At 29.2% G+C, this 24,017-nt stretch carries 24 protein-coding genes and 4 tRNA genes; 23 read left to right on the top strand and 5 right to left on the bottom strand.

Features of this window, described 5'->3' with window-relative positions:
- The first annotated feature begins 1 nt into the window (after position 1).
- The 4 genes from folD (at position 2) to tgt (ending at position 4,233) form a co-directional block, all read left to right on the top strand.
- Positions 2 to 850: a bifunctional methylenetetrahydrofolate dehydrogenase/methenyltetrahydrofolate cyclohydrolase FolD gene (gene folD, locus L8X24_RS05620; protein ID WP_263663968.1), complete on the top strand. Its 849-nt coding sequence runs from the start codon at positions 2 to 4 to the stop codon at positions 848 to 850.
- A complete protein-coding gene (gene lepB, locus L8X24_RS05615) occupies positions 847 to 1,695 on the top strand; it encodes a signal peptidase I (protein ID WP_263663966.1) in 849 nt (282 codons plus the stop codon). The genes folD and lepB overlap by 4 nt, the downstream gene beginning before the upstream one ends.
- 164 nt (positions 1,696 to 1,859) lie before the next feature.
- Positions 1,860 to 3,026 (top strand): pyridoxal phosphate-dependent aminotransferase, encoded by a 1,167-nt coding sequence (locus L8X24_RS05610; protein ID WP_263663964.1) that lies wholly within the window; start codon positions 1,860 to 1,862, stop codon positions 3,024 to 3,026.
- 88 nt (positions 3,027 to 3,114) lie between these two features.
- Positions 3,115 to 4,233: a tRNA guanosine(34) transglycosylase Tgt gene (gene tgt, locus L8X24_RS05605; RefSeq protein ID WP_263663962.1), complete on the top strand. Its 1,119-nt coding sequence runs from the start codon at positions 3,115 to 3,117 to the stop codon at positions 4,231 to 4,233.
- A 6-nt stretch (positions 4,234 to 4,239) separates the two neighbouring features.
- On the opposite strand, the gene L8X24_RS05600 is transcribed toward tgt, so the two are convergent.
- A tRNA-Arg gene (locus tag L8X24_RS05600) sits at positions 4,240 to 4,316 on the bottom strand.
- Positions 4,317 to 4,436: 120 nt separating this feature from the next.
- Between L8X24_RS05600 and L8X24_RS05595 the strand changes: the two genes are divergently transcribed.
- The 8 genes from L8X24_RS05595 to L8X24_RS05560 all read left to right on the top strand — a co-directional run bounded on the left by L8X24_RS05595 (position 4,437) and on the right by L8X24_RS05560 (position 11,616).
- Positions 4,437 to 5,879: an acetyl-CoA carboxylase subunit A gene (locus tag L8X24_RS05595; RefSeq protein WP_263663960.1), complete on the top strand. Its 1,443-nt coding sequence runs from the start codon at positions 4,437 to 4,439 to the stop codon at positions 5,877 to 5,879.
- Positions 5,876 to 6,136 (top strand): hypothetical protein, encoded by a 261-nt coding sequence (locus L8X24_RS05590; protein WP_263663959.1) that lies wholly within the window; start codon positions 5,876 to 5,878, stop codon positions 6,134 to 6,136. The genes L8X24_RS05595 and L8X24_RS05590 overlap by 4 nt, the downstream gene beginning before the upstream one ends.
- Positions 6,136 to 6,855, top strand: coding sequence for an arginyltransferase (locus L8X24_RS05585; RefSeq protein ID WP_263663958.1), 720 nt, complete (start codon positions 6,136 to 6,138; stop codon positions 6,853 to 6,855). Before L8X24_RS05590 ends, L8X24_RS05585 begins: the two co-directional genes overlap by 1 nt.
- 18 nt (positions 6,856 to 6,873) lie before the next feature.
- Positions 6,874 to 7,680, top strand: coding sequence for an adenylosuccinate lyase (locus L8X24_RS05580; RefSeq protein WP_039617961.1), 807 nt, complete (start codon positions 6,874 to 6,876; stop codon positions 7,678 to 7,680).
- Between the two features lie 70 nt (positions 7,681 to 7,750).
- Positions 7,751 to 8,914 (top strand): putative lipid II flippase FtsW, encoded by a 1,164-nt coding sequence (gene ftsW / locus L8X24_RS05575; RefSeq protein ID WP_257397039.1) that lies wholly within the window; start codon positions 7,751 to 7,753, stop codon positions 8,912 to 8,914.
- 112 nt (positions 8,915 to 9,026) lie between these two features.
- Complete coding sequence (gene argF / locus L8X24_RS05570) at positions 9,027 to 9,938, top strand: ornithine carbamoyltransferase (RefSeq protein WP_263663957.1); 912 nt, start codon at positions 9,027 to 9,029, stop codon at positions 9,936 to 9,938.
- A 170-nt stretch (positions 9,939 to 10,108) separates the two neighbouring features.
- Positions 10,109 to 10,855 carry a transporter substrate-binding domain-containing protein gene (locus L8X24_RS05565; RefSeq protein ID WP_263663956.1) on the top strand — a complete coding sequence of 249 codons (747 nt, stop codon included), beginning with the start codon at positions 10,109 to 10,111 and terminating at the stop codon, positions 10,853 to 10,855.
- Positions 10,856 to 10,857: 2 nt separating this feature from the next.
- The gene (locus L8X24_RS05560) at positions 10,858 to 11,616 is read left to right on the top strand and encodes a basic amino acid ABC transporter substrate-binding protein (RefSeq protein ID WP_263663955.1); all 759 of its coding nucleotides are present in this window, start codon (positions 10,858 to 10,860) and stop codon (positions 11,614 to 11,616) included.
- On the opposite strand, the gene L8X24_RS05555 is transcribed toward L8X24_RS05560, so the two are convergent.
- Positions 11,617 to 12,882 (bottom strand): aminotransferase class V-fold PLP-dependent enzyme, encoded by a 1,266-nt coding sequence (locus L8X24_RS05555; RefSeq protein WP_263663954.1) that lies wholly within the window; start codon positions 12,880 to 12,882, stop codon positions 11,617 to 11,619.
- A gap of 57 nt (positions 12,883 to 12,939) precedes the next feature.
- On the opposite strand from L8X24_RS05555, the gene L8X24_RS05550 reads away from it, so the two are divergent.
- The 4 genes from L8X24_RS05550 (at position 12,940) to L8X24_RS05535 (ending at position 15,412) form a co-directional block, all read left to right on the top strand.
- Positions 12,940 to 13,791, top strand: a complete 852-nt coding sequence (locus L8X24_RS05550; protein ID WP_263663953.1) for a DUF234 domain-containing protein — start codon at positions 12,940 to 12,942, stop codon at positions 13,789 to 13,791.
- Positions 13,792 to 13,793: 2 nt separating this feature from the next.
- Positions 13,794 to 14,810, top strand: a complete 1,017-nt coding sequence (locus L8X24_RS05545; RefSeq protein ID WP_263663952.1) for a sensor histidine kinase — start codon at positions 13,794 to 13,796, stop codon at positions 14,808 to 14,810.
- 43 nt (positions 14,811 to 14,853) lie between these two features.
- Positions 14,854 to 14,930: transfer RNA gene (locus tag L8X24_RS05540), tRNA-Arg, on the top strand.
- Between the two features lie 14 nt (positions 14,931 to 14,944).
- On the top strand, positions 14,945 to 15,412 hold the full coding sequence (locus L8X24_RS05535; protein ID WP_263663951.1) for a tRNA (cytidine(34)-2'-O)-methyltransferase: 468 nt from the start codon (positions 14,945 to 14,947) through the stop codon (positions 15,410 to 15,412).
- Here the strand turns inward: L8X24_RS05535 and L8X24_RS05530 are convergent.
- Positions 15,409 to 16,137, bottom strand: a complete 729-nt coding sequence (locus tag L8X24_RS05530; RefSeq protein WP_047208169.1) for an amino acid ABC transporter ATP-binding protein — start codon at positions 16,135 to 16,137, stop codon at positions 15,409 to 15,411. The genes L8X24_RS05535 and L8X24_RS05530 overlap by 4 nt on opposite strands.
- Positions 16,130 to 16,882 carry an amino acid ABC transporter permease gene (locus L8X24_RS05525; protein ID WP_263663950.1) on the bottom strand — a complete coding sequence of 251 codons (753 nt, stop codon included), beginning with the start codon at positions 16,880 to 16,882 and terminating at the stop codon, positions 16,130 to 16,132. The genes L8X24_RS05530 and L8X24_RS05525 overlap by 8 nt, the downstream gene beginning before the upstream one ends.
- 223 nt (positions 16,883 to 17,105) lie before the next feature.
- Here L8X24_RS05525 and L8X24_RS05520 point away from each other — a divergent pair, with 223 nt between their 5' ends.
- Genes L8X24_RS05520 through L8X24_RS05500 form a run of 5 tightly spaced genes read left to right on the top strand, consistent with a single transcriptional unit; the run spans position 17,106 to position 22,472 of the window.
- Complete coding sequence (locus L8X24_RS05520) at positions 17,106 to 18,548, top strand: alanine/glycine:cation symporter family protein (RefSeq protein ID WP_214100050.1); 1,443 nt, start codon at positions 17,106 to 17,108, stop codon at positions 18,546 to 18,548.
- The gene (locus L8X24_RS05515) at positions 18,548 to 18,688 is read left to right on the top strand and encodes a hypothetical protein (protein ID WP_263663949.1); all 141 of its coding nucleotides are present in this window, start codon (positions 18,548 to 18,550) and stop codon (positions 18,686 to 18,688) included. The genes L8X24_RS05520 and L8X24_RS05515 overlap by 1 nt, the downstream gene beginning before the upstream one ends.
- Before the next feature lie 33 nt (positions 18,689 to 18,721).
- Positions 18,722 to 20,716 carry a glycine--tRNA ligase subunit beta gene (glyS, locus tag L8X24_RS05510; RefSeq protein WP_263663948.1) on the top strand — a complete coding sequence of 665 codons (1,995 nt, stop codon included), beginning with the start codon at positions 18,722 to 18,724 and terminating at the stop codon, positions 20,714 to 20,716.
- Positions 20,713 to 21,519: a M23 family metallopeptidase gene (locus L8X24_RS05505; protein ID WP_263663947.1), complete on the top strand. Its 807-nt coding sequence runs from the start codon at positions 20,713 to 20,715 to the stop codon at positions 21,517 to 21,519. The genes glyS and L8X24_RS05505 overlap by 4 nt, the downstream gene beginning before the upstream one ends.
- A gap of 2 nt (positions 21,520 to 21,521) precedes the next feature.
- Positions 21,522 to 22,472 carry an SAM-dependent methyltransferase gene (locus L8X24_RS05500; protein WP_318529562.1) on the top strand — a complete coding sequence of 317 codons (951 nt, stop codon included), beginning with the start codon at positions 21,522 to 21,524 and terminating at the stop codon, positions 22,470 to 22,472.
- Here L8X24_RS05500 and L8X24_RS05495 read toward each other — a convergent pair.
- Positions 22,462 to 23,484 carry a bifunctional 3,4-dihydroxy-2-butanone 4-phosphate synthase/GTP cyclohydrolase II gene (locus L8X24_RS05495; protein WP_263663945.1) on the bottom strand — a complete coding sequence of 341 codons (1,023 nt, stop codon included), beginning with the start codon at positions 23,482 to 23,484 and terminating at the stop codon, positions 22,462 to 22,464. The genes L8X24_RS05500 and L8X24_RS05495 overlap by 11 nt on opposite strands.
- Positions 23,485 to 23,593: 109 nt before the next feature.
- Here L8X24_RS05495 and L8X24_RS05490 point away from each other — a divergent pair.
- Together L8X24_RS05490 and L8X24_RS05485 are read left to right on the top strand one after the other, a co-directional pair.
- A tRNA-Gln gene (locus L8X24_RS05490) sits at positions 23,594 to 23,668 on the top strand.
- Between the two features lie 13 nt (positions 23,669 to 23,681).
- Positions 23,682 to 23,757 (top strand) — tRNA-Met (locus L8X24_RS05485).
- Positions 23,758 to 24,017 lie beyond the last annotated feature (260 nt).

Here is a 24,017-nt window from a genome sequence, read left to right as displayed (position 1 = left end):
AATGACACTTTTAGATGGTAAAAAGCTAAGTGATGAGATAAAAAATAATCTAAAACAAGAAGTATTAGAACTTAAAACCCAAAGTATAGAGCCTTGTTTGGCCGTGATTTTAGTAGGTGAAGATCCTGCTAGTGCTACTTATGTGGGCTCTAAAGCAAAGGCTTGTGAGCAATGTGGGATTAAGTCTTTGGTTTATAGGCTTGATGTAAACACAACTCAAAATGAACTTTTGGCTTTGATTAATACTTTAAATCATGATGATAGTGTTGATGGAATTTTAGTTCAGCTTCCATTACCAGCACATATTAATAAAGATATCATCCTAGAAAGTATTAATTTTAATAAAGATGTAGATGGTTTTCATCCTTTTAATGTCGGGAATTTAAATTTAAATTTAAAAGGTGGTTTTTTGCCATGTACGCCTTTGGGTGTTATGAAAATTTTAGAGCATTATGATATAAAATTACAAGGTGCTGATGTGGTTGTAATAGGAGCTTCTAATATAGTAGGTCGTCCTATGGCTACGCTTTTATTAAATGCTAATGCTAGTGTGAGTATTTGTCATATTTATACAAAAGATTTAAAAGCTTATACAAAAAATGCTGATATTATCATTGTAGCGGCAGGTTGTCCAAATCTTTTAAAAGAAGATATGGTTAAAGAGGATGTGATAGTAGTTGATGTAGGGATTAATAGGGTTGATGGAAAAATAGTAGGTGATGTTGATTTTGAAAATGTAAGCAAAAAAGCTAGTTATATTACTCCTGTACCAGGCGGGGTAGGGCCTATGACTATAGCAATGCTTTTAGAAAATACTATAAAATCAGCTAAAAATAGGATTAAAAAATGAATTTTTTCAAAAAAATCTATAAATTCACACAATCTTGGACAGGAACTTTAATAGTTGTTTTATTGATTATATTTTTCTTTATACAAGCTTTTACCATACCAAGTGGTTCTATGAAAAATACTTTATTAGTGGGGGATTTTTTATTTGTAAAAAAATTCTCCTATGGTATTCCAACTCCGCATATTCCTTGGATAGAAGTACCTGTTTTACCTGATTTTAATAAAAATGGGCATTTAGTAAGTGCTGAGGGTCCTAAAAGAGGAGATATTGTAGTATTTAGATATCCACATGAGCCAAAAATTCATTATGTAAAAAGATGTGTGGCTAAGGGCGGAGATGAGGTTGTTTTTGCAAATAAAACCTTATATGTGCGTATGGTTGAGGGTGATGAGTATATGAAAGATTATTATCCTAATAAAACAAAAATCATAGGCGGAAGACTTTTTGTAAAAGAACCTTTTGTAGAAAAAGGAATACATTATGATTCTAGAGTGGATATAGAAAGTGTGTTTTTTCGCTATTTAAATTTAGGTCAATTTGCTATGAAGCCCGTTTCTTTTGATGAATTAGGTGCTAATAATATTTATGGTTTTAATGCTTATTATTATAAAGTACCTGAAAATGAGTATTTTATGATGGGTGATAATCGTGATCACTCTAGTGATAGTAGATTTTGGGGGAGTGTAGATTATAAATACATAGTTGGTCAACCTTGGTTTATTTATTTTTCATGGGATGAAAATAAAAAAGTTAGATGGGAAAGAGTAGGGCGTTTGGTTGAAACTATAGAAAAAGATGAGCGTTTTATCCATCATAATGAAAGCGATATAGAAGCTTTAGAATAATTACTCAAAGAAACAATATAAAATTTTTATGTGTAGAAAATGTATAGTTTCTACACAAATTTATAAAAATATACACTCTTAATTTTATTCGTAGATTTTTTTAAGCTCCAAGTTGTAACAATTAACACAAATAAAAATCAAAGCAAAAAAATAAAGGATAAAAAATGCTAAGTCAAAGATCTCAAAATTTAGGAGAATCCTTAACTTTAGTAATGACTGATATAGCCAAAACTTTAAAAGCAAATGGTGAAAAAGTTATTAGTTTTTCAGCAGGTGAGCCTGATTTTGATACTCCAGAAATCATTAAAAAAGCAGCAATTGAAGCTATTGAAAAAGGTTGTGGAGCTTATACACCTGTTGTGGGTATAAAAGAAGTTATAGAAGCTATACAATATAAATTTAAAAATGATAATAATTTAGAATATAAAGCAAGTGAAATCATTACCAATGTTGGTGCTAAACATTCTTTGTTTATGGCAATTGAGTGTTTAGTTGAAGAAGGTGATGAGGTTATTATACCAAGTCCTTATTGGGTAAGTTACCCTGAAATGGTGAAATTTGCAGGCGCAACTCCTGTATTTATAGAAGGTGAAGCAAAAAATGGCTTTAAAATTACTCCTGAGCAATTAAAACAAGCTATTACTCCAAAAACAAAGGTTTTGATGTTTAATTCCCCATCAAATCCTACGGGTGCTATATATTCTAAAGAAGAAATTACTGCTTTAGCTAAGGTTTTAGAGGGAACTAAAATCGTAGTTTTGAGTGATGAGATTTATGAAAAATTAGTTTATGATGGAGAATTTTGTGCTTTTGCGCAAGTTAGTGAAGATGCTTTAAATAGAACTGTAAGTATTAACGGTCTTAGTAAATGTGGTGCTATGCCAGGATGGCGTTTTGGATACATGGCAAGCAAAATGAGTGAGTTTAATAATGCTGTTAAAAAATTACAAGGACAAAGCACTTCAAATATCTGCTCAATCATTCAGCATGCAGCTTTACCAGCCTTGCTTGGAAAAGCAGATCGTGATATTGAAATGATGAGACAAGCCTTTTTAAAGCGTAGAGAATTAGCGTGTGAAATTTTAGCTAAAAGCGATAAGTTAAAATTAGAACAAATTCCACAAGGAGCTTTTTATTTATTTATCTCTTGTAAGGAAGTTGATAGTGATTCTATGAGATTTTGTAAAAGATTATTAGAAGAGCAAAAAGTAGCTTTAGTACCAGGCATAGGTTTTGGTATGGAAGGGTATTTTAGACTTTCTTATGCAACTAATGAAAAAGATATCATTGAAGGTTGTGAAAAAATCGTTGAATTTGTAAAAAACTACTAAAATCTTAAGCCTGTTAAAAACAGGCTTTCTTTCAAAAAACTTATAAGCAAGTCTTTGGTATGATTATGCAAAAAATATAGGAAAATCAATGGAATTTGAAGTTCAATATAAAAGTGCAAATGCTAGAGCTTGTCGTATAAAAACTACACATAGTGAAATTTTAACTCCCATCTTTATGCCAGTTGGAACTTTGGCTGCGATTAAAAGCTTAGATGCTGTTGATATGAGTGAGATTTTAAACGCAAAAATCATTTTAGCAAATACTTATCATTTGTATTTAAGACCAGGATCTAAGGTGATTAAACAAATGGGTGGCTTGCATGGTTTTAGTAAATTTAATAGATCTTTTTTAACAGATAGTGGAGGCTTTCAAGCTTTTTCTTTAAGTAAAAATTCCAAACCTGATGAAAAAGGAATTCAATTTAAAAGTCATATTGATGGAAGTTTGCATTATTTTACCCCGCAAAGCGTTTTAGATGCTCAGTATGATTTTAACTCAGACATTATGATGATTTTAGATGATTTAGTGGCTTTGCCTGCAAGTAAAGAAAGGATAGAGCTTTCTTTAAAACGTACTATAAAATGGGCAAAAGAAGCTATTGATTATCATAAATTAAAACAAAGTCAGGGTGTGGGAATAGGGCAAAATATCTTTGGTATTATCCAAGGTGGAACGGATTTTGAAGCTAGAAAAATTTGTTCTCAAGCACTTTGTGAGATGGATTTTGATGGACTTGCTATAGGTGGATTGAGCGTAGGAGAAGAAAATGAGGCTATGTACAATACGGTTGAAGCTATGATGCCTTATGTAGATAATAATCGTCCTAGATATTTAATGGGAGTTGGCACACCTGAAGATTTGGTAGAAAATGTAGCAAGAGGTGTTGATATGTTTGATTGTGTGATGCCAACAAGAAATGCAAGAAATGGAACTTTATTTACTAGCTTTGGAAAATTTAATATCAAAAAAGCAGAATTTATTACTGATCATGCTCCTATAGACAGCAAATGTTCTTGCTATACATGTAAAAACTTTTCAAGGGCTTATTTAAATCATTTATTTAAAGCTAAAGAATTAACCTTTTTTAGACTTGCAAGTATTCACAATTTGCATTATTATCTAAATTTGGTAAAGCAAATGCGTGAAGCTATTATCAAAGATGAATTTGAAAATTTTAGAAAGGAATTTTATAGACAAAGAATGTAAATAAAGTGGTACGCCCAAGAGGATTCGAACCTCTGACCTTTTGAACCGCAATCAAATGCTCTATCCAGCTGAGCTATGGGCGCAAAATAAAAGAGTAATTTTATCAAAAAAATCTTAAAATTAGCAAAAACAAGTAATTTTATAGAATTTTTATATTTTTATGCTAATCTTCTTTGAATAATATTTTAGCTTAAGGCAAAGTAATGATACATAAGATTTTAATAGCTAATAGAGGTGAGATTGCAGTAAGGGTAATCCGTGCTTGTAGAGATTTACATATAAAAAGCGTTGCTGTTTATACTGAACCTGATCATGAGTGTTTGCATGTAAAAGTTGCTGATGAAGCATATAGAATAGGAACTGATGCCATAAGAGGGTATTTAGATGGCAAAAGAATAGTTGAAATTGCTAAAGCTTGTGGAGCCGATGCTATACATCCTGGATATGGCTTTTTAAGTGAAAATTATGAGTTTGCTAAAGAATGCGAAGAAGCAGGGATTGTCTTTATAGGGCCAAAATCAGATGTTATCCGTAAAATGGGAAATAAAAATATAGCAAGATATTTAATGAAAAAAAATGGAATTCCTGTGGTTCCAGGTACTGAAAAATTAAATCATTGTACATTAGAAGAGATAAAACTTCAAGCTTTAAAAATAGGTTATCCGGTGATTTTAAAAGCCAGTGGTGGCGGTGGTGGTAGAGGTATACGCGTAGTACATAAAGAAGAAGATTTAGAAAAATCTTTTGAAGCTTGTAAGAGAGAGGCATTAAGCTTTTTTAAAAATGATGAAGTTTTTATGGAAAAATATGTTATTAATCCAAGGCATATTGAGTTTCAAATTTTAGCAGATAATTATGGTAATATCATTCATCTTTGTGAAAGAGATTGTTCAATACAAAGAAGACATCAAAAAATTATTGAAATTGCACCTTGTCCAAGTATCTCAGAAAAACTAAGAAAAACCATAGGAGTTACCGCAGTAGCTGCTGCAAAAGCTGTGGGTTATACCAATGTTGGGACGGTTGAGTTTTTACTTGATGATTATAATAGATTTTATTTTATGGAAATGAATACAAGAATTCAAGTAGAACACCCAATCACAGAAGAAATCACAGGAATTGATCTTATCACAAGACAAATTCGTATAGCAAATGGGGAAATTTTAGATCTTGAACAAAGTGATATAAAGCCAAGAGGTTTTGCGATAGAAGCTAGAATTACAGCAGAAAATGTATGGAAAAATTTCATTCCAAGTCCGGGTAAAATCACAGAATATTTTCCAGCTTTAGGGCCATCTGTAAGAGTGGATAGTCATTTATATAAAGACTATACCGTGCCACCTTATTATGATTCTTTGCTTGCAAAATTAATCGTTAAAGGTTCAAGTTATGATAGTGCGGTTAATAGACTTGAGAGAGCTTTGAAAGAATTTGTGATTGATGATATTAGAACAACCGTGCCATTTTTGATTGCAATTACCAAAATAAGAGAATTTAGAAGAGGGTATTTTGATACTTCTTTTATAGAAACACATATGGAAGAGCTTTTAGAAAAAACAGAAGATAGACACCAAGAAAACAAAGAAGAAGTAATTGCTGCTATAGCTGCGACTTTACAAAAGATAAAAGAAAGTAGACAATCATGAGTTTTTTAGATGAATTAAAAGATATAAAAAAAGCACTTCAAAAAGAACAAGGTCAAGTAAAAAAAGAAAAGGTTAAAGCGAGTAAAAGTGGAGTTAGTATGAAAAATACTGACTTAGATGCTATACAAAAAGATTTAGCTAAACAAAATGAAAATAAAAAACAAGAGCAAGAATTTGAAGATATGTTTTTAAAAGAAGAGCGTTTGGCTAATGAATTTATGGAATTTGTAAAAAATAGTGATATTAAAAAGATCTAATGAATAATATTATTGGTTTTTGTACTTTAGAAGAAGAATGTCCTTATCTTGAAAATAGATACTGTAGAAATGAGTATAATTATATATCTTTTATCACAAAAACACAAAATCAAGAACTAGTTTCAAGAGGTTGGCGTCGCTTTGGTTCGTATTTTTCAAGACCAATATGTAATGATTGCAATGAGTGTCAAAATTTACGTATTTTAGTAGAAAATTTTCATTTTAGCAAAAGTTATCGCAGGGTTTTGAAAAAAAATACAGCCACTAAAATAATCTTACAAAAACCTTCTTTAAGTGATGAGCATTTATTGCTTTATGAAAAATATCACCATTACCAAAAAGATAAAAGAAATTGGAAAATTTATGATTTAAATTTTAGAAAATATTACAATCTTTATGTAGATAATGCTGGTACTTTTGGATATGAGCTTGATTTTTATATAGACAATAAGTTAGTTTGTGTTGATTTGATTGATATTTTAGAAGATGGAATTTCTAGTATATATTGTTTTTATGATCCAGATTTTTCCCATCTAAGTCTTGGTAAATATTCGCTTTTAACAGAAATTAAACTTGCACAATTAAAAAAATTAAAATATATTTATTTGGGATATTTTGTAAAAGGGTGTCAATCTTTAGCATATAAAGCCGATTATAGTCCAAATGAAATTTTAAAACACACTAGTGCTTTAAATGAGCAAGCATTTTTGTGGAGTTAGGTTTATAGAGAGGATTTTATGCAAGTAGTGCAAACTTTAGAATCAGTTAGTGTTAATACTGATGATTTTTTAATGTTTAAATATTTTCAAGATCTTATCCGTAAAAATTTTTCCAAAGTTATAGGTAATAAAAATAAAACCTTGTCTTTTTTTGTAGAAAATGAAATTCCTCAAAGAAGATATTTTTTAAAACTTGTTAATCACAAATATAAAAAAAACACTGGAAATCAAATTGATAATCTTGCTTTTGCACATTATAAAACCTTTAAATTAAATCTTGCTCAAGCAAATACTTTAAAGCCTGTAATCTTTGCTAAAATAGGCTTTGCGCAAAAGAATATTTTAATCACACTAAGTTCGAATGAAAAATTATTTGCTGTGTATTTAGAGCAGTATTTTAAAGATCATAAAAGCGTGTATGATGAAAAAAATTGTATTTTTTCAGTAGAATACAAAGATGATAATACTTTAAATCTTTTAGAAATTTTAGCTAGTGTAAATGAGCATTTGAAATATTGTGTTGATTTTACGATTAATGAAACTCAGCTTTTAGAATTTAGAAATAAAATGAAAAACAAAGCTAGTACTAATTGGAAATTTAATGCTCTGGCAAAGCTTTTTGAAAATTATTTTCAAACACTAGGATGTAATTCTAGTGATGATTTTGCTACTATTAGACAAAATTATCTTAATTTGGTTAAAATTTATCATCCTGATCGCCATCAAGGTAAAAGTAAGATCGAACAAGCTTATTGCCGTGAAGAATTTGAGAAAATTCAGCTTGCTTATGAGAGCTTAAAATCTTTATATAAAAATAATACTTGATGCTAAAATAACATCATTTTAAGTTGCAATTTATTAAAATTAATTTTTTATAAAAATTTAGGGAATAACATTGGTTGCTGATAGAAAGTTATTTTTTTTAAGTTGCATTCTTATAACTATAGGAATACTTTTTTCATATTCTTTAAGTGCTTTTACTGTTCTTTATTTAGAATATAATGAATTTCACTTTTTTATCAGACAGCTTTTTTTTGGGCTTAGTGGTATAGCTATTATTTATTTTGTTTCAAGATTAAATCCTGATAGTAAAATGGCGCATTATTTGATGATAAGCGTTTTACTCATCTCTTTTTTATTTATACTTATTTTACCTTTTCTACCTACTTTTCTTGCTACTGCAGCAGGTGGTGCTAAAAGGTGGATTAGGCTTGGTCCTTTATCTATCTCTCCAGTTGAATTTTTTAAAATAGGCTTGATTTATTTCCTTGCTTGGTCTTATACAAGAAGAATTGATGATAGCAAAAAAGCAATCAAACATGAAGTTTTAATTTTAATTCCTTATTTTATTTTAGCTGCTTTTGTTATTGGTTATATTTATATGACACAAAATGATTTAGGGCAAAGCGTTATTTCTTTTTTCTTGGTTTTTGCTTTAGCTTTTTTTGCAGGAGCTAGTAAAAGACTTTTTGCTTTTGGCGTGGTTATTGTTGGAATGATTGGGGTTTTGGTAATCTTAAGTAATCAAAGAAGAATTCAGCGTATTTCTGCTTGGTGGGGAAATATCCAAGATGCGTTTTTACCTTTCTTTCCTGATTGGCTAGCAAGTGTTTTAAGAGTAAGTCACAACTCAGAGCCTTATCAAATTTCACATAGTTTAAATGCTATAGCTCATGGTGGATTTTTTGGAGAGGGTTTAGGGCTTGGAACTTTTAAACTAGGATTTTTAAGTGAGGTGCACACGGACTTTGTCTTATCAGGGATTACTGAAGAGATAGGACTATTGGGATTAAGTATTATTTGTTTTATATATTTGATGGTAATACTTCGAATTTTTAGAATAGCAGGGCGTTGTGAAAATAAAGTTCATTTTTTGTTTTGTTCGGGTGTAGCTTTGCTTTTATTATTTTCATTTTTTATGAATGCTTTTGGAATTATTTCCTTGACTCCATTAAAAGGTGTTGCTGTGCCGCTTTTAAGCTATGGAGGTAGTTCAATGTGGTCTATTTGTCTTGGAATAGGCTATGTTTTAATGATTAGTAAAAAGGTAAAAATATAAATTTGTATTTATTTGTTAAAGTTTTTATATAATATACAATATTATTAATATTTTATAAATAAAACTATATTATATTATTTTTTGTCGATAAATTAAAAATAAGGATATGTAAATGAAACACTTTTTAACATTGATGGATTTTACTAAAGAAAATATTTTAAATATTATTAATCATGCTGCTGATTTGAAAAAAAATCCAAAAAAATTATTGCAAGACAAAACCTTGGCAATGATTTTTGAAAAAAATTCTACGCGTACAAGAATGGCTTTTGAACTTGCAATTACAGAACTTGGTGGGAAAGCCATATGTTTAAATAGTAATGATTTGCAACTTGGTAGAGGTGAATCTATTAAAGATACAGCTAGGGTTATTGGTTCTATGGTGGATTTTATAATGATGAGAGTAAAAAATCATGATAGTTTAGTAGAATTTGCAAGATATTCTAAAGCTCATGTTATTAATGGTTTAAGTGACCTTTATCATCCAACGCAGATTTTAGGAGATTTATTAACTATTAAAGAACAAGGTAAGGAAAAAGATAACAATTTAAAAATTGCTTTTATAGGAGATAGTAATAATGTATGTAATTCTTGGTTGATAGCTTCTGCGATTTTAGGTTATGAAATTAGTATAGCCATACCAAAAAATTATAGTATAAACACACAAGTTTGGAATTTTGTTACAAAAAAATCAGAAATTTCAGGTGCAAAAATTTCATTATTTCATAATAAATTTGAAGCTTTGAAAGACAAAGATGTTGTTGTGACTGATACATGGGTTTCAATGGGCGAAGAAGTTGAAAAAGAAAATAAAATAAAAGACTTTGATGGTTTTATGATTGATAATAAAGCGATGAAATATGCAAATAAAGACGCTATTTTGCTTCATTGTTTACCTGCATACAAAGGTTTTGAAGTTAGTGAAGAAATTTTTGAGAAGCATTCTAAAGTTATTTTTGAAGAAGCTGTAAATCGTCTTTATGTGGTTAAAGCACTCCTTTGTTTTTTAAAAAAACAATTATAATTTATTTTTAAAGAAATGAAATAAAAATTAAACTATGGAAATTAAAATATTAAAAAAATATTTTTTTGCTATAATTTTAGACAATTTACTAAAACAAAGGAGTGCTAATGAAAAAATACAGGCGTTTAAACACATTGTAACTTTTATTAATTTAATCTTTAGGAGATAAAATGAAAAAAATATTATGTGTTGTTTTAATATTATTTGGTGTTTTGATTTTAAGTGCTTGTTCAAAACAAGTCGAAAATCAAGATAAGATTTTAAAGGTAGGCATAGAAGCAAGTTATCCACCGTATGAATTTATGCAAGATGGAAAACTCAGTGGTTTTGATGTAGATATTATCCAGGAATTAGCAAAAAGAGCTAATTTTAAAATAGAATTTATTAATATGAGTTATGATGCTCTTATTCCAGCCTTAATGGGTAAGAAAATCGATCTTATTATTTCTTCTATGGGAATTACTCCTCAAAGAGCACAAAATGTTGATTTTAGTATTTCTTATTTTAAAGATAAAAATGTATATTTAAAACATAAAATTAGCAATTTTTCAAAAAAAGAGGATTTAAAATCAAAAAATATTTGTGTTTTACTCGGTTCTATCCAAGAAAATGCTGCAAAGCAAATCTCAAATGCAGTTGTAGTAGCTAATGAAAGTATGCTAAATTGTTTTTTAAACTTAGATGCTCAAAAAATTGATGCTGTGGTAACTGATAAAGCAAGTGCTATGAATTTTTTAAAACAGTATTCTAACGTAACTGCTTTTTATGAAGAAGATGATGGAAGTGAAGGTTTTGGTATAGCATTTAGAAAAAATGAATTTAAGGATTTAATTTCTAAAGTTAATCAACACTTAGAAGAAATGAAAAAAGATGGCACTTTAGAAAAATTTTTAGTTAAATATAATTTAAAGGATTAAAAATGAAAAAAATATTATATGTTGTTTTAGCGTTATTTGGTATATTAGCTTTAGGTGCTTGCTCAAGCGATAAAAATCAAGCTAGTGCTTCTAGTGAAAAAGTTTATAAAGTAGGTATAGCTGCAAATTATCCTCCTTTTGATTTTGTTAAAGATGCAAAAATTACCGGATTTGATGTTGATTTACTAGAAGAGATTGCAAAAAGAGAAAATTTAAAACTTGAGTGGGTAAACATGAGTTTTGATGGTTTGATCCCTGCTTTAAAAGCTGGAAAGATTGATATGATAGCTTCTGCTATGAGTTCAACACCGCAAAGACTTACTAGTATGGATTTTAGTGATACTTATTTTAATACTAAAAATTTATATTTAAAACTAAAAACAGATTCTAGTATTAGTGATAAACAAAGTTTGGAAGGTAAAAAAATAGGTGTTCAACTTGGAACCATCCAAGAAAGCGCTGCTAAGGCTATTCCAAATGCTCAAGTGGTGGCTAGCGAAGAAATGTTAGCTGCAATTTTGGCTTTAAAAGCTGGTAAAGTTGATGCAGTTTTAACAGATAAAGATATCGGTAAAGGTTATTTAAAAACTAATGAAGAGTTAGAAGCATTTTTAGAAGAAAATGATGGAAGTTCAGGGTTTTGTATAGCTTTTGATAAAGGAAAACAAACTGAGCTTGTTCAAAAAATTAATGCAGGTTTAGAAAAAGTTAAAGCTGATGGTACTTACCAAAAAATCGTAGAAAAATACGATTTACAATAATCAACTTAAAGCCTTGATACTTGCTTTCAAGGCTTTAAAAAAATACTCTATATCTTCTTTTGTGTGTGTATAATGAAAACCCACTCTTAGCCAACCTGGTTTAAAATTTAATTCTTGATTATCTTTTAATTTTAGTAAATCATGCCCATAGGGTCCTGCGCAAGCACAGCCTGCTCTTGTTTCTATCTTATAAGTTTTGCTTAGTTTGTAAGCTAAATCAAAAGGAGAAATTCCTTCTATGTTAAAAGCAAAAATAGGCAATCTATGAGTGATATTTTTTGCATATAAGATCATTTTTGGAAAATTTGTGCATTGTTTTAAAAAATACCCACAAAGCTCTTTTTCTTTTTTTTCTATATTTTTTAAACCTATTTCATTGCGTACTTTAAAAGCTAAACTTGCTCTAATAAGTTGAATAATTCCAGGTGTGCCACCTTCTTCTAAATTTTCAACCTCGCATAAGTATTGCTGAGAAGTTCTTGAAACATAGCCTACGGTTCCACCTGCAGCAAAGCTAGGAGTATTACCACATAGATTTTTTTTAATAGCAAGTAAGCCACAAGATCCTACACCACCAAGTAATTTATGAGAACTGATAAACACTGCATCGTAAAATTTAGGATTTAAGTTAGCATAAGGAGCTAAGGTGGAAATATCAAAGGCGACTACGCCATCATATTGTTTGATTAGAGTGTAGATTTTTTTATAATCACTTAAAATTCCTGTGACATTTGAAGCAGCGTTAAAGCTTGCTATGATTTGTCTGTTTTTGGATTTTTTTAACAATTTTTCCAAAAAAGCATAATCTAGCTCACCATTTTTATCTAAGGGTATGCGAACGCATTCACACAAAGCTTCTCTGAATGAAAGTTCGTTAGAGTGATGTTCATAAGGTCCTACTATAACTAAAGGTAAGGTGCTTTTATCTGTATTTTTAAAGTATTTTTCTTTAATAAGCGGGGGTATATATAGACCTAAAAGTTCTTGAAATTTTTTAATAGCAGCTGAAGATCCACTCCCGCAAGCTATAAGAGCAAAGCTATTATCTAATTCAAGGTATTTTTTTAAATTTGTTCTTGCATTTTCATAATGTTGCTGTGTGATGAAAGAATTTAAAGAGCTATCTGAATGTGTATTTGCATAAGTTGTAAGAATTTTTTTTATTTCTTTTTCTATACTTTTTAATGCTAAAGCGCTAGCTGTAAAATCAAAATAATATATGCCTTTTTTTAAAATAATATCTTGTTTTAATGTTTCAATATTCAAAAAAATCCCCCAAAAATTTGTTAAAATTATATCATACAAAATATTTAAAATAAGGATGTGGTTATAAATTTTAGTGATTTTTCAAAACGCTGTGAAACTTTGGAGCTTAAAAATATTTTTGATTTTTATAGTATTTTTGATGAGTTTGAATTTGATTTGAAATTAAGTTTATATGATAATATTTTAAATGTTTTTATTTTAAAAGCTTTTGATATTTTATCTTATTTAAATTTAGATGATAATGCTTTGAAGGCTTTGAGCGTTTTAAGTAAAAATGATAGAAAACGCTATTCTATCAATAAATCTATTCCGCATTTTCAAGCTCTAGGACTTGTTAATAAACTTTTAGAAAAAAATATTTTGACTTTGGAAAAAAGTCAAGAAAAGCCTATTGTGAAAAATAAAAGACAAAAGATTAAAAAAGAATTACGCTCATATAGCATTCAAGATAAGGTTGTTTTTAAAAATCAAGGATTGAGATTTTTCTTTTATTTTATATATCCTAATTTAAACTTAATTACGATGAAAAGATACAACGAGCTAATGGAGGTAATCCAAGAAAATTTAGAAAAATATCAAAGCTTTACTTTTGAGCTTTTGTGTAAAGAATTTTTAGCTAAAAAGCTTAAGGTAGAGCAGGTGTATAGTTTTTGGAATTATTATTGCGAGATAGATCTTTATTATAAAAAAGAAAATTTTTGTGTTTTAGGTGAGGTTAAATTTAAAGAAAGAAAAATATGTAAAAATATTTTAAATACCTTAAAAAACAAAGCAAAACAGTTGCAAATTCAACCTAATTTATATGTGCTTTTTTCAAAGAGTGGCTTTAGTAAAGAGCTTATTCTAAATAAGGAGCGTAATTTGCTTTTATATACTTTAGAAGATTTTCAATTTTTAATTAAGGATTAAGTGTGGATGAGAATATTTTAAAAAGTTTAGATTCTAGTGAAAAAGAAAATTTACAACAAGGGCTAAAAGCCTTAATAGAGCAAACCTATGTTATAGAAAATGAATATAAGCAACTTAATGAAAACTACACTGCGTTAAGACAAATGGTAAGTGATATTATAGAAGTTTTACCAATGGCTTTGTGGGTTTTAGATACTAATAAAAAGATAACACTTCAAAATAACTTAGCTAATCAACAACCAAAACTTTTAGAAAAAATTGATCTTGAAAAAACTCATTATGAGCTTGAGTTTGATCATAAATTTTATTTAATAAAAGTCACCTCTCATGCGGATAAACTTATAGTTAGCGCCACTGATATTAGCGATGAAAAAAGGAATGAAAGATTAGCCAGTATGGGTACAGTAGCAGCACACCTAGCACATGAAATACGCAATCCTATCGGTTCTATTTCTTTGTTAAGTTCTGCTTTGTTTGAAAGAAGTGAGTTAAAAAATAAGCATATAGTATTAGAAATTCAAAAAGCTATTTCTAGGGTGGAGCGTATTGTAAATTCTACTTTGCTTTTTACAAAAGGAGTGCATGTTAATTTAAATGAATTTAATTTAAAAGAATTGCAAGATGAATGCGAACAAGCTATTGGAGCTTATAATTATCTAGCTAATATTGATTTTACATTTGAATTTTTAGATTTAAAAATCAACGCAGATAAATCTTTGCTTGCTTTGGTTTTGCAAAATTTGCTTTATAATGCCATAGATGCTATTGAAGAAAGTGAAAATGATGATGGTTGTATAAAAGTTAAATGTGAGCAAAAAGAAGATAAAATCTTTATCAAAGTTTATGATAACGGGGTAAGTATCAAAGATAAAAAAATGGTTTTTGAAGCTTTTAAAACAACTAAGTTAAAAGGTAATGGTCTAGGACTTTCTTTGTCAAAACAAATTATTGATGCACATAATGGAATTTTAGGTTTTGATGAAAATCCAAAATGTTTTTTTATAGAGCTTAAAATTTAAGCTCTATAAAATAAATTTTTTCTTAAAATAATAAAAAATATTTGTCCTCATAGCTCAGCTGGATAGAGCGCAGAATTCCTAATTCTGAGGCCGCAAGTTCAAACCTTGCTGGGGACACCACTTTAAGGAAAAAGATGTTTCATATAGTCTTGGTTGAGCCTCGTATACCACAAAATACAGGAAGTATAGGCAGAATGTGTTTTAATGCGGGATTTACTTTACATATTATCAATCCACTTTTTAGTATCGATGAAAAGGCAGTTAAAAGAGCGGGGCTTGATTATTGGAAAAAATTAAATCCTTTATTATGGAATAATTTAGAAGATTTTTTAAAAGAATATGAAAAATTTCAAGATAGATTTTTCTTTGCGACAACTAAAACTACTCAAGCTTATTTTGACGTAAATTATCAAAAAGGTGATTTTTTGTTTTTTGGAAGTGAAAGTTTTGGCTTACCTATGGATTTAATGCAAAAAAAATGGGAAAATGCCATTACTATACCGATGAAAGATCGTGGTAGAAGTTTAAATTTAGCTACAAGTGTAGGTATAGTGAGTTATGAGGCTTTGAGGCAAAATTTTGCCTCTTTTGAAAAATTTTAATGATTTAAAACTTGATTTAAAAATTCTTTCAATCTTTCATTTTTTGGGTTTTCAAAAGCTATTTTAGGACATTCATCTACTGCTATAATGCCTTTATCCATAAAGAAAATTCGATTAGCTACATTTCTTGCAAATCCCATTTCATGTGTAACTACAAGCATGGTTAGACCTTCTTTAGCTACTTCTTTCATGATGTTTAAAACTTCACCTATCATTTCAGGATCTAAAGCTGAAGTTGGCTCATCAAATAAAATCACATCAGGATTCATCATTAATGACCTTGCTATGGCAATACGCTGTTTTTGTCCGCCTGAGAGCTTGTGAGGAAAATAGCTTTCTTTATCACTTAAGCCAACTTTCTTGAGTAATTCTCGTGCTTTTTTTACTGCTTCGTCTTTACTCATGATTTTTGTTTGTACTGGCGCTAGACATAAATTTTCTAAAACATTTTTATTATTAAAAAGATTAAAATGCTGAAATACCATGCTTACTTTTTGACGAATTTTATTGATATCTGCTTTTTTATCAAGTATATTAACATTATTAATATAAATATTACCACTATCTGGTGTTTCAAGTTTATTTAAACAGCGCAAAAAAGTACTTTTTCCACCTCCACTAGGCCCTATAATAGCAATAATATCACCTTTATGTACTTCAACACTAATATCTTTTAAGACTTCTAAATCTCCGTATTTTTTAATTAAATTTTCTATTTTAATCATGTTTATTTAATCTCACTTCTATAATTCTTGCGATAAGTGTTAAAATTTTAACACTTATATAATATACAAGTCCTGTAAAAATAATAGGTTTAGGATTATAATAGATTGCTTGTAAGCTTTTACTTTGCATGGTAATATCCATAACACTAATATAACCTACTATTGAAGTTTCTTTAAATAAAGAAATAAATTCATTCATTAAAGAAGGTAAAATGTTTTTAATTGCCTGTGGGAAGATGATTAGTCTCATAGAAGCAGAATAATTAAGTCCCATTGCTCTTGCTGCTTCCATTTGTCCTTTGTCTACGCTTTGAATTCCACTTCTTACGATTTCAGCTACATAAGCAGAGCTATTAAGTCCAAGTGCGATAATAGCCACATAAAAATTATCACTCCAAGTAGCAAAAATCACTACTGAAAAAATCAAAAGTTGTAAAAGCAAAGGGGTTCCGCGTATGATGTCTATGTATTCATCTATAATAAAATTTAAACTTTGGATTTCTAAAAATCTTAAAAATGCTAGGAAAAAACCAAGCGCAATGCCTATTAAAATTCCACCCACTGTTAAACCAAGTGTTGTGAAATAACTATGAACATAAGCTTTAGCTTCTATGGTATAAGCATATTCACCTGTGGCTAAACCATTTTGATCTTTGACTTGTAAAATTTCAATAGGAAATGAGAAATAAGCCCAAAAAATAATAATGGCAAAAAATACAAAAAGTTTCATCGTATTTTGTTTCAACTTGCACACCTTGATAAATTTTTAAAAATCTAAGTGTATAAAAATTAAGTTTTCTTTTTACTTAAAGGTGTTTTATGTGATGTTGTTGTTAATATTTTGAGTTAAAATTTCACATAGCTATAAAAAATAAAATAAAATTAACCTAAAATTATATTTTTTTATAACAAATTCATTTTTTTATGATAAATTTGTATTTGAAAATTTATAAAAAAAGGAGATAAATATGGATTTAATATCCCAATTTGTTGCCTTTGTGAATAATCAGTATTATTCTATTTTAGTAATTTTACTTATTGTCACGGGGTTTTATTATAGTTATTTGACTGGTTTTGTGCAATTTCGAATGCTTCCTTATGTGTTTGATATCTTAACAGAAAAGCAAGAAAAGCATGAAAAACACCATATTACTCCTTTTCAAGCTTTGATGATTTCAACAGCTTCAAGAGTTGGTATAGGAAATATCGCAGGTATCGCAGTAGCAGTTGTTTTGGGTGGACCAGGTGCTTTATTTTGGATGTGGGCTATGGCGTTTTTTGGTGGCGCCTCAGCTTTTGCAGAAAGTACTTTAGCGCAAGTTTATAAAAGCCGTGATGGTAAAAGTTTTAAAGGTGGCCCTGCTTATTATATTAGTAAAGCTTTAAATTTAAAATGGCTTGGAGCTGTTTTTGCGGTGATTTTAATCATTACTTATGCTTATGGATTTAATGGTCTTCAAAGTCAAACTATGACTTCAGCATTTGAGTTTTACTATAAAGGCATGGTTGATGCTAGCGAAGTGAGTTTTGCTCAAAGTTGGTGGCCTATTGTAATAGGAGCAATTTTAGCTGTTTTTGCTGCTTATATGTTTTTTGGTGATCATACTAAAATAGGTAAAGTAAGCTCAGTTATAGTTCCTATTATGGCGATGATTTATGTTGGTTTATCTATCATAGCAATGTTTATGAATTTTGATAAAATTCCTGAAGTGTTTTCTATGATTTTTAAAAGTGCTTTTGATTTTGAAGCTATTTTTGGTGGATTTGCAGGTTCTGCTTTGGTTATAGGTATAAAAAGAGGATTATTTTCTAATGAAGCAGGCATGGGTTCAGCGCCAAATGCAGCAGCTTCAGCTCTTACAACTCACCCTGCAAAACAAGGAGTTATTCAAGCATTTTCTGTATTAATTGATGTGATTATTTGTACAAGTTCAGGATTTTTAGTGTTATTTTCACTTGCTTATGCAAATAATATCGGCGTAGATGGTAAGCCTATTTTAACAGCACTACCTTTGGTGCAAGAATCTATGAAAGAATATTATGGAAATTTAGGTGTACATTTTACTACTGTTAGTATAGTTTTATTTGCTATTACTTCTTTGATAGGAAATTATTATTATGCTCAAGCGAATATTAAATACCTTACTCAAAATCCTATTATTATTAATCTTTTTAAAGCAAGTGCTGTGCTTATGATCTTTATTGGTGCAAATATGGATTTAAAATTTGCATGGGATTTAGCTGATACCACTATGGCGTTTATGGCTACGATTAATATCATTTCTATTTTATTGCTTGGTGGTATAGTGAAAAAGGTATTAAAAGACTTTAGTGAGCAAAAAAGACAAGGCAGAGATCCAGTGTTTAGCGCTTCAAAGCTTGGTATTAAAAATGCAGAGTGTTGGGACTAATGATAGATTATATTATTATTGCTTTGTTTATAGTTTTTATGGTTTTTCTTGTGTTTGGCTTTAACCGCCAAATGCAAGAAAAAGCCAAACAAAGAGAAGAAAAACTAAAAACAAAGAAAGATTTTAAAAAAAATAGGTAAAATACACTAAAAATTTTTAAAAAAGAGTGTAAAATGAAATTGTTAATAGAAATAGGCACAGAAGAACTTCCTGCTATTCCTTTATTAAAAGAGCTTCCAAATATTACTAAAAAATGGGAAAAGATTTTACAAGAGTATCATTTAGAATCTGAATTTAAATTTTTCTATACTCCTAGAAGATTGGTTTTTATTCATGAAAATTTTAAAGAAAAACAAGATGATTCTTTTGTGGAATTTATAGGTGCACCTAGGGCGATAGCTTATAAAGATGGAAAGCTTACTCAAGCAGGGCTTAGTTTTTTAGAAAAAAGTGGTTTAAAAGAAGAAGAGCTTGAATTTAAAGAAATTAAAGGCAAAGAAGTCTTGTATTGTCAAAAACAAGTGCAAGGCTTACAAAGTAAAGCAGTTTTAGCTCAAATGATTGAAGCTTTCTTAAAAAGCTTGAGCTTTGGTAAAACTATGAGATGGGGCGATGGTAGTTTTGAATTTATTAGAGCTATTCGCTCGCTTTGTTGTATTTTAAATGATGAGTTGATTGAGTTTGAAAGCTATGGTGTTAAAAGTGCAAAAAGTACTTTTGTACATAGAAGTGTTAGTTATGATTTGATAGCTTTTGCGAATATTGATGAGTATTTTAAAACTTTAGAGCAAAATTATATTATTTTAGATCAAGAACAAAGAAAAAAGCTTATCGTTGAACAGTTAAAGATGCTTGAAAAAGAAAATGATATTACTATTGCAGAAGATGATGAGCTTTTAGCTGAGGTTGTAGCTATTACAGAGTATCCAAAGGCATTATTAGGGCATTTTGAAAAAGAGTATTTAGAAATCCCAAGTGAGGTAATCATCACTTCCATGAGAGAAAACCAACGCTATTTTGCAGTATTTAAAAACAATACTTTAAGCAATCATTTTATTGTAGTTTCTAATGCGGTTTGTGAGGATTATTCTAAAATCATTAATGGCAATGAAAGAGTTTTAAGAGCAAGATTAAGTGATGCGATGTTTTTTTGGAAAAATGACTTAGCGCAGGGTTTAAATAATGATAAAATAAGCCAAATGATCTATCTTGAAGGACTTGGAACCTTAAAAGATAAAATTATTAGAGAACAAAAAATTGCTACTAAGCTTTGTGAGGTTTTTGCTAATACTCAAAAAGATGAAATTTTAAAAGCCATAGAATACTCAAAAGCTGATCTAAGTACTCAAATGGTGTATGAATTTACTGATCTTCAAGGCATTATGGGATCTTATTATGCTAAGGCTATGGGTATGAGCGATGAGCTTGCTTTGGCGATTAAAGAACAATACCTTCCAAATGGCGATAATTCAGCTATGCCAAGTAATGAATTTAGTTCTATTGTAGCTTTAGCTTATAAATTTGATACACTTATGGGGCTTTTTTCAATGGGGAAAATCCCAAGCGGCACAAAAGATCCTTACGCTTTAAGAAGAGCAGCAAATGGTGTTTTAAAAATTATTTTAGCTTTAAATAAAAATTTTGATCTTAAGATATTTTTAGAAGCAATAGCTAGTGAGTATAAAGGCTTTGATTTGAAAATTTTATTAGATTTTATCTTAGAGCGTTTATATACTTTTTATGAAGTAAATGCTTCTTTTGTTAAAGCTGTGCTTAGCTCTAAAACTTATGATGTTATTTATATTGATTCTTGTATGAAAGCTTTGATTCAAAGCGCAAATAAGGCAGATTTTAGTCAAAATTTTGCTACTTTTAAGCGTTTAGCAAATATTGCAGTATTGAGTGAAGCTCAAGTTAATGAAAATTTGTTTAACACTCAAGAAGAAAAAGATTTATATCAAGCTTTTATGCAGTGTAAAACAAAAGAAAATAATACCCAAGAGCTTTTAGAAAGCCTTTTTGCGCTCAAACTGCAAATTGATGCTTTTTTTGATAAAGTAATGATTAATGACAAAGATGAAAATATTAAAAACAATCGTCAAGCTTTAGTATGTGCAATTTATCGTGAGTTTTTAAAAATAGCTGATATTAAAGAGCTTAGTATATGAGAAAAATTCTTTTTTTGCTTTGTTTTTTGGTGTTTGCATTAGAAGCTAGAGAGATTGAGCTTGTAAAAGGGCAAGTAGTTTTTTTAGAATTTGATAAAAGTAATTTTTTACAAGTTAGTTCAAATTCTAAAAAACTTCCTTTTTTTGAGTATAAAAATAAAGTTATTGTTAGTGTAGCTATGCCTTATAAAAACCCCAAAGATAGAAAATTAATAGCTGAATTTAAAGATAATTCCAAAGAGGAAATTAATATAAAATTTAGCGAAGGAAATTATAAAAAAGAATTTTTAAAAGTTAGTGCTTCTAAGGTCAATCCACCTAAAGAAACACTTGATCGCATTAGCAAAGAATATCAAGAAGCTATTAAGGTTTATAATACTTATACTAATATGGCTTTATTTGAAGGCAATTTTACATACCCTTTAGAAAGTAAAATTACAAGTGCTTTTGGAAAAGCAAGATTGTTTAATGATACTCTTAAAAGTTATCATAGCGGAACTGATTTTAGAGCAGCAAGTGGGACAAAAATTTATGCAAGTAATGATGGTATTGTAAGGATTGCTTCAAATCGTTACTATGCGGGAAATTCAGTGGTGATTGACCATGGATATGGGATTTATTCTCAGTATTATCATCTATCAAAACTAAATGTAAAAGTAGGACAAAAGGTAAAAAAAGGCGAGCTTATAGGTTTGAGTGGAGCTAGCGGTAGGGTTACAGGGCCACATTTGCATTTTGGAATTTTAGTTAATGGTGTGCAAGTTGACCCACTTGATTTTATAGCTAAATTTAATGCTTTATAATGATAGTTTTTAGTGAGTTTTTTCAAAATTGGATTGATAAATATTACTCCCAAGCTGTGAGTGTTGGCAAAAACGGAGATTTTTATACCGCAGTTAGTGTGGGAAATCTTTTTGGAGTGCTCTTAGCTAATCATTTTTTAAAACTTATAGATGATAAAAAATTAACTTTACCGGTTGAAGTTGTGGAAATAGGGGTAAATGAAGGGCATTTAATGCTTGATTTCATACAAGCTTTATACACTCTTAGAGCTGATGTTTTAGAGCAGATTGAATGTTTTGTTATAGAGCCGCATGAAAAGTTAAGAAGTGTTCAAAAAAAACTTTTTGATGAGTATGATTTAGACGTGAAAATTTATAATTCTTTAGAAGAATGTCGTTTTAAAAATGCCTTTTTTTATGCTAATGAATTATTTGATTGTTTTGCATGTGAACTTATAAAAGATAGAACAATGGCATATGTTGATGATGATTTAAACATTGTTTTTAAGCCTATAAATGAAGATCTTTTAAAAGAATGTGAAAAATATGCTATCACTAATAGTGAGCTTTGTATCTCTTATAAACCTTTTTTATCCAAATTAAAACAAACTTGTGAAAAATTAACTTTTGCATGTTTTGATTATGCAAAAAAAGAAGAAAAAATTAGTATTAGAATGTATAAAAATCACCAAGTGTATAATCTTTTTGAAGAGAATTTAAAAGATTTTTTTGCTAAAAGTGATATTACATATAATGTAAATTTTGATCATTTTTTACAAGTTTTAAAAGAAGAGGGCTTTGAGGTGTTAGAATATAAAAATCAAAATCAAGCCTTAATTGACTTTGGTTTGGAAGAAATTATCGAACACGCTAAAAATACTAACCCTCAAATTTATAAAAACTTTATCAACCAAAGTAAAAATTTGATGTTTAACTTTGGTGATAAGTTTAAATTTTTAGAATTTAAGCTTTAAAATCACTGCTTGTAATATCAAGCCCAAAACCTTTTAAGCCTATAAATTCTTTATCGGTATTTTGACTTAGAAGTTTGATTTTTGAAATTTTCAAATACCTTAAAATTTGTGCTCCTATACCGTAATTTTTATATTGTGTGTTTTCTTGTTTTTCATTTTTCATGAAAATGATTACACCACTTTTTTGGCTTAAAAACTCAATTTGTTTTAATAATTCATTAAATTTATTAGAAGTTAGAAGTTCAAAGTCGCTTCCACTAAGATAAAATTTAACATTCTCACATTCTTTCAAAGCACCAAAACTAAAAGCTATATGTTCGTTTTCATTATGATCTTTAAAAGTCATTTTTTTAGCTTTAAAACCCGCTAAAATACTGTCTTCTTCTTTGATTAAAGAAATCAAACTTTCATTTTTTAAACGATACTCGATTAAATCTGAAATAGTAATCATATTAATATCGTGTTTTTTGCAAAACTCAAGCAAATCGCTTCTTCTAGCCATATCTCCATTATCTTTAACAATCTCACATATCACGCATGCTTCTTTTAATCCTGCCAAACGACATAAATCTACTGTTCCCTCGGTGTGACCTGTTCTTTCTAAAACCCCACCTTTTTTTGCTATCAAAGGATTAATATGTCCAGGACGCGCAAAATCACTTGCCTTTGCATTATCATCAGCAAAAATTTGTATAGTCATATCCCTTTCATAAGCACTTACTCCTGTTGTTGCATTTTTTGCATCGACAGTGATGGTAAAAGCTGTTTCGTGATTTGATGTATTTTTAGGTACCATTAAAGGTAGTTCAAATTTTTTAGCCAAATTCTCACTCAATGCTACACACACCACACCTCTTGCGTGAGTGATGGTAAAATTTACTTTTTCTTGTGAGCTAAATTGCGCAGGGAAAATCAAATCCCCTTCATTTTCTCTATCTTCTGCATCTACCATAACTAGCATTTTGCCATCTTGAAGTTCTTTTATAGCTTGTTCTACACTAACATATCCCACTATCAATCTCCTTTTTTCTATTTTTTAAGAAATTATATAATATTTTTCTTGACATTATGTAAAAAATAATATATAATACCACTTTTAATTTAAAAATTACTTCATTTATTGGGGTATCGCCAAGCGGTAAGGCAACAGGTTTTGGTCCTGTCATTCAGGGGTTCGAATCCCTTTACCCCATCCACTTCATATGATGCCGCGAAGTAGAGCAGTGGTTAGCTCGTCGGGCTCATAACCCGAAGGTCGGGAGTTCAAATCTCCCCTTCGCAACCAATTTCCTAATAAAATTTTTCAAAGAATTTAAATTAATTATAGAGTTAAATAAAAACTTGTTAATCTTGCTTTTAATGATTTTCATTAGTCTCTTGGGTATTTTTAATACTTTAATTAAACATATAAGAAATTTGAAATTATGTACTTTTAGCTTTAATACAAAACACTTAAAAAAAATAATCAAAATAAGAATGTAATTTAAAAAATTTTTGATCAGAATAAAAATACAAGATTAAATAAAATGGTGGATTTAGCAAGCG

The organism is Campylobacter sp. CNRCH_2015_0814 (assembly GCF_025772765.1).
Taxonomy (GTDB): Bacteria; Campylobacterota; Campylobacteria; order Campylobacterales; family Campylobacteraceae; genus Campylobacter_D.
Note: the sequence above shows the minus strand (reverse complement) of the source record. Positions and strands in the feature narration are given on the sequence as shown.

Coding starts and splice junctions, on each gene's coding strand:
- folD (WP_263663968.1), top strand. CDS start 2: ATGACACTTTTAGATGGTAAAAAGCTAAGTGATGAGATAAAAAATAAT.
- lepB (WP_263663966.1), top strand. CDS start 847: ATGAATTTTTTCAAAAAAATCTATAAATTCACACAATCTTGGACAGGA.
- L8X24_RS05610 (WP_263663964.1), top strand. CDS start 1,860: ATGCTAAGTCAAAGATCTCAAAATTTAGGAGAATCCTTAACTTTAGTA.
- tgt (WP_263663962.1), top strand. CDS start 3,115: ATGGAATTTGAAGTTCAATATAAAAGTGCAAATGCTAGAGCTTGTCGT.
- L8X24_RS05595 (WP_263663960.1), top strand. CDS start 4,437: ATGATACATAAGATTTTAATAGCTAATAGAGGTGAGATTGCAGTAAGG.
- L8X24_RS05590 (WP_263663959.1), top strand. CDS start 5,876: ATGAGTTTTTTAGATGAATTAAAAGATATAAAAAAAGCACTTCAAAAA.
- L8X24_RS05585 (WP_263663958.1), top strand. CDS start 6,136: ATGAATAATATTATTGGTTTTTGTACTTTAGAAGAAGAATGTCCTTAT.
- L8X24_RS05580 (WP_039617961.1), top strand. CDS start 6,874: ATGCAAGTAGTGCAAACTTTAGAATCAGTTAGTGTTAATACTGATGAT.
- argF (WP_263663957.1), top strand. CDS start 9,027: ATGAAACACTTTTTAACATTGATGGATTTTACTAAAGAAAATATTTTA.
- L8X24_RS05565 (WP_263663956.1), top strand. CDS start 10,109: ATGAAAAAAATATTATGTGTTGTTTTAATATTATTTGGTGTTTTGATT.
- L8X24_RS05560 (WP_263663955.1), top strand. CDS start 10,858: ATGAAAAAAATATTATATGTTGTTTTAGCGTTATTTGGTATATTAGCT.
- L8X24_RS05535 (WP_263663951.1), top strand. CDS start 14,945: ATGTTTCATATAGTCTTGGTTGAGCCTCGTATACCACAAAATACAGGA.
- L8X24_RS05530 (WP_047208169.1), bottom strand. CDS start 16,137: ATGATTAAAATAGAAAATTTAATTAAAAAATACGGAGATTTAGAAGTC.
- L8X24_RS05520 (WP_214100050.1), top strand. CDS start 17,106: ATGGATTTAATATCCCAATTTGTTGCCTTTGTGAATAATCAGTATTAT.
- L8X24_RS05515 (WP_263663949.1), top strand. CDS start 18,548: ATGATAGATTATATTATTATTGCTTTGTTTATAGTTTTTATGGTTTTT.
- glyS (WP_263663948.1), top strand. CDS start 18,722: ATGAAATTGTTAATAGAAATAGGCACAGAAGAACTTCCTGCTATTCCT.
- L8X24_RS05505 (WP_263663947.1), top strand. CDS start 20,713: ATGAGAAAAATTCTTTTTTTGCTTTGTTTTTTGGTGTTTGCATTAGAA.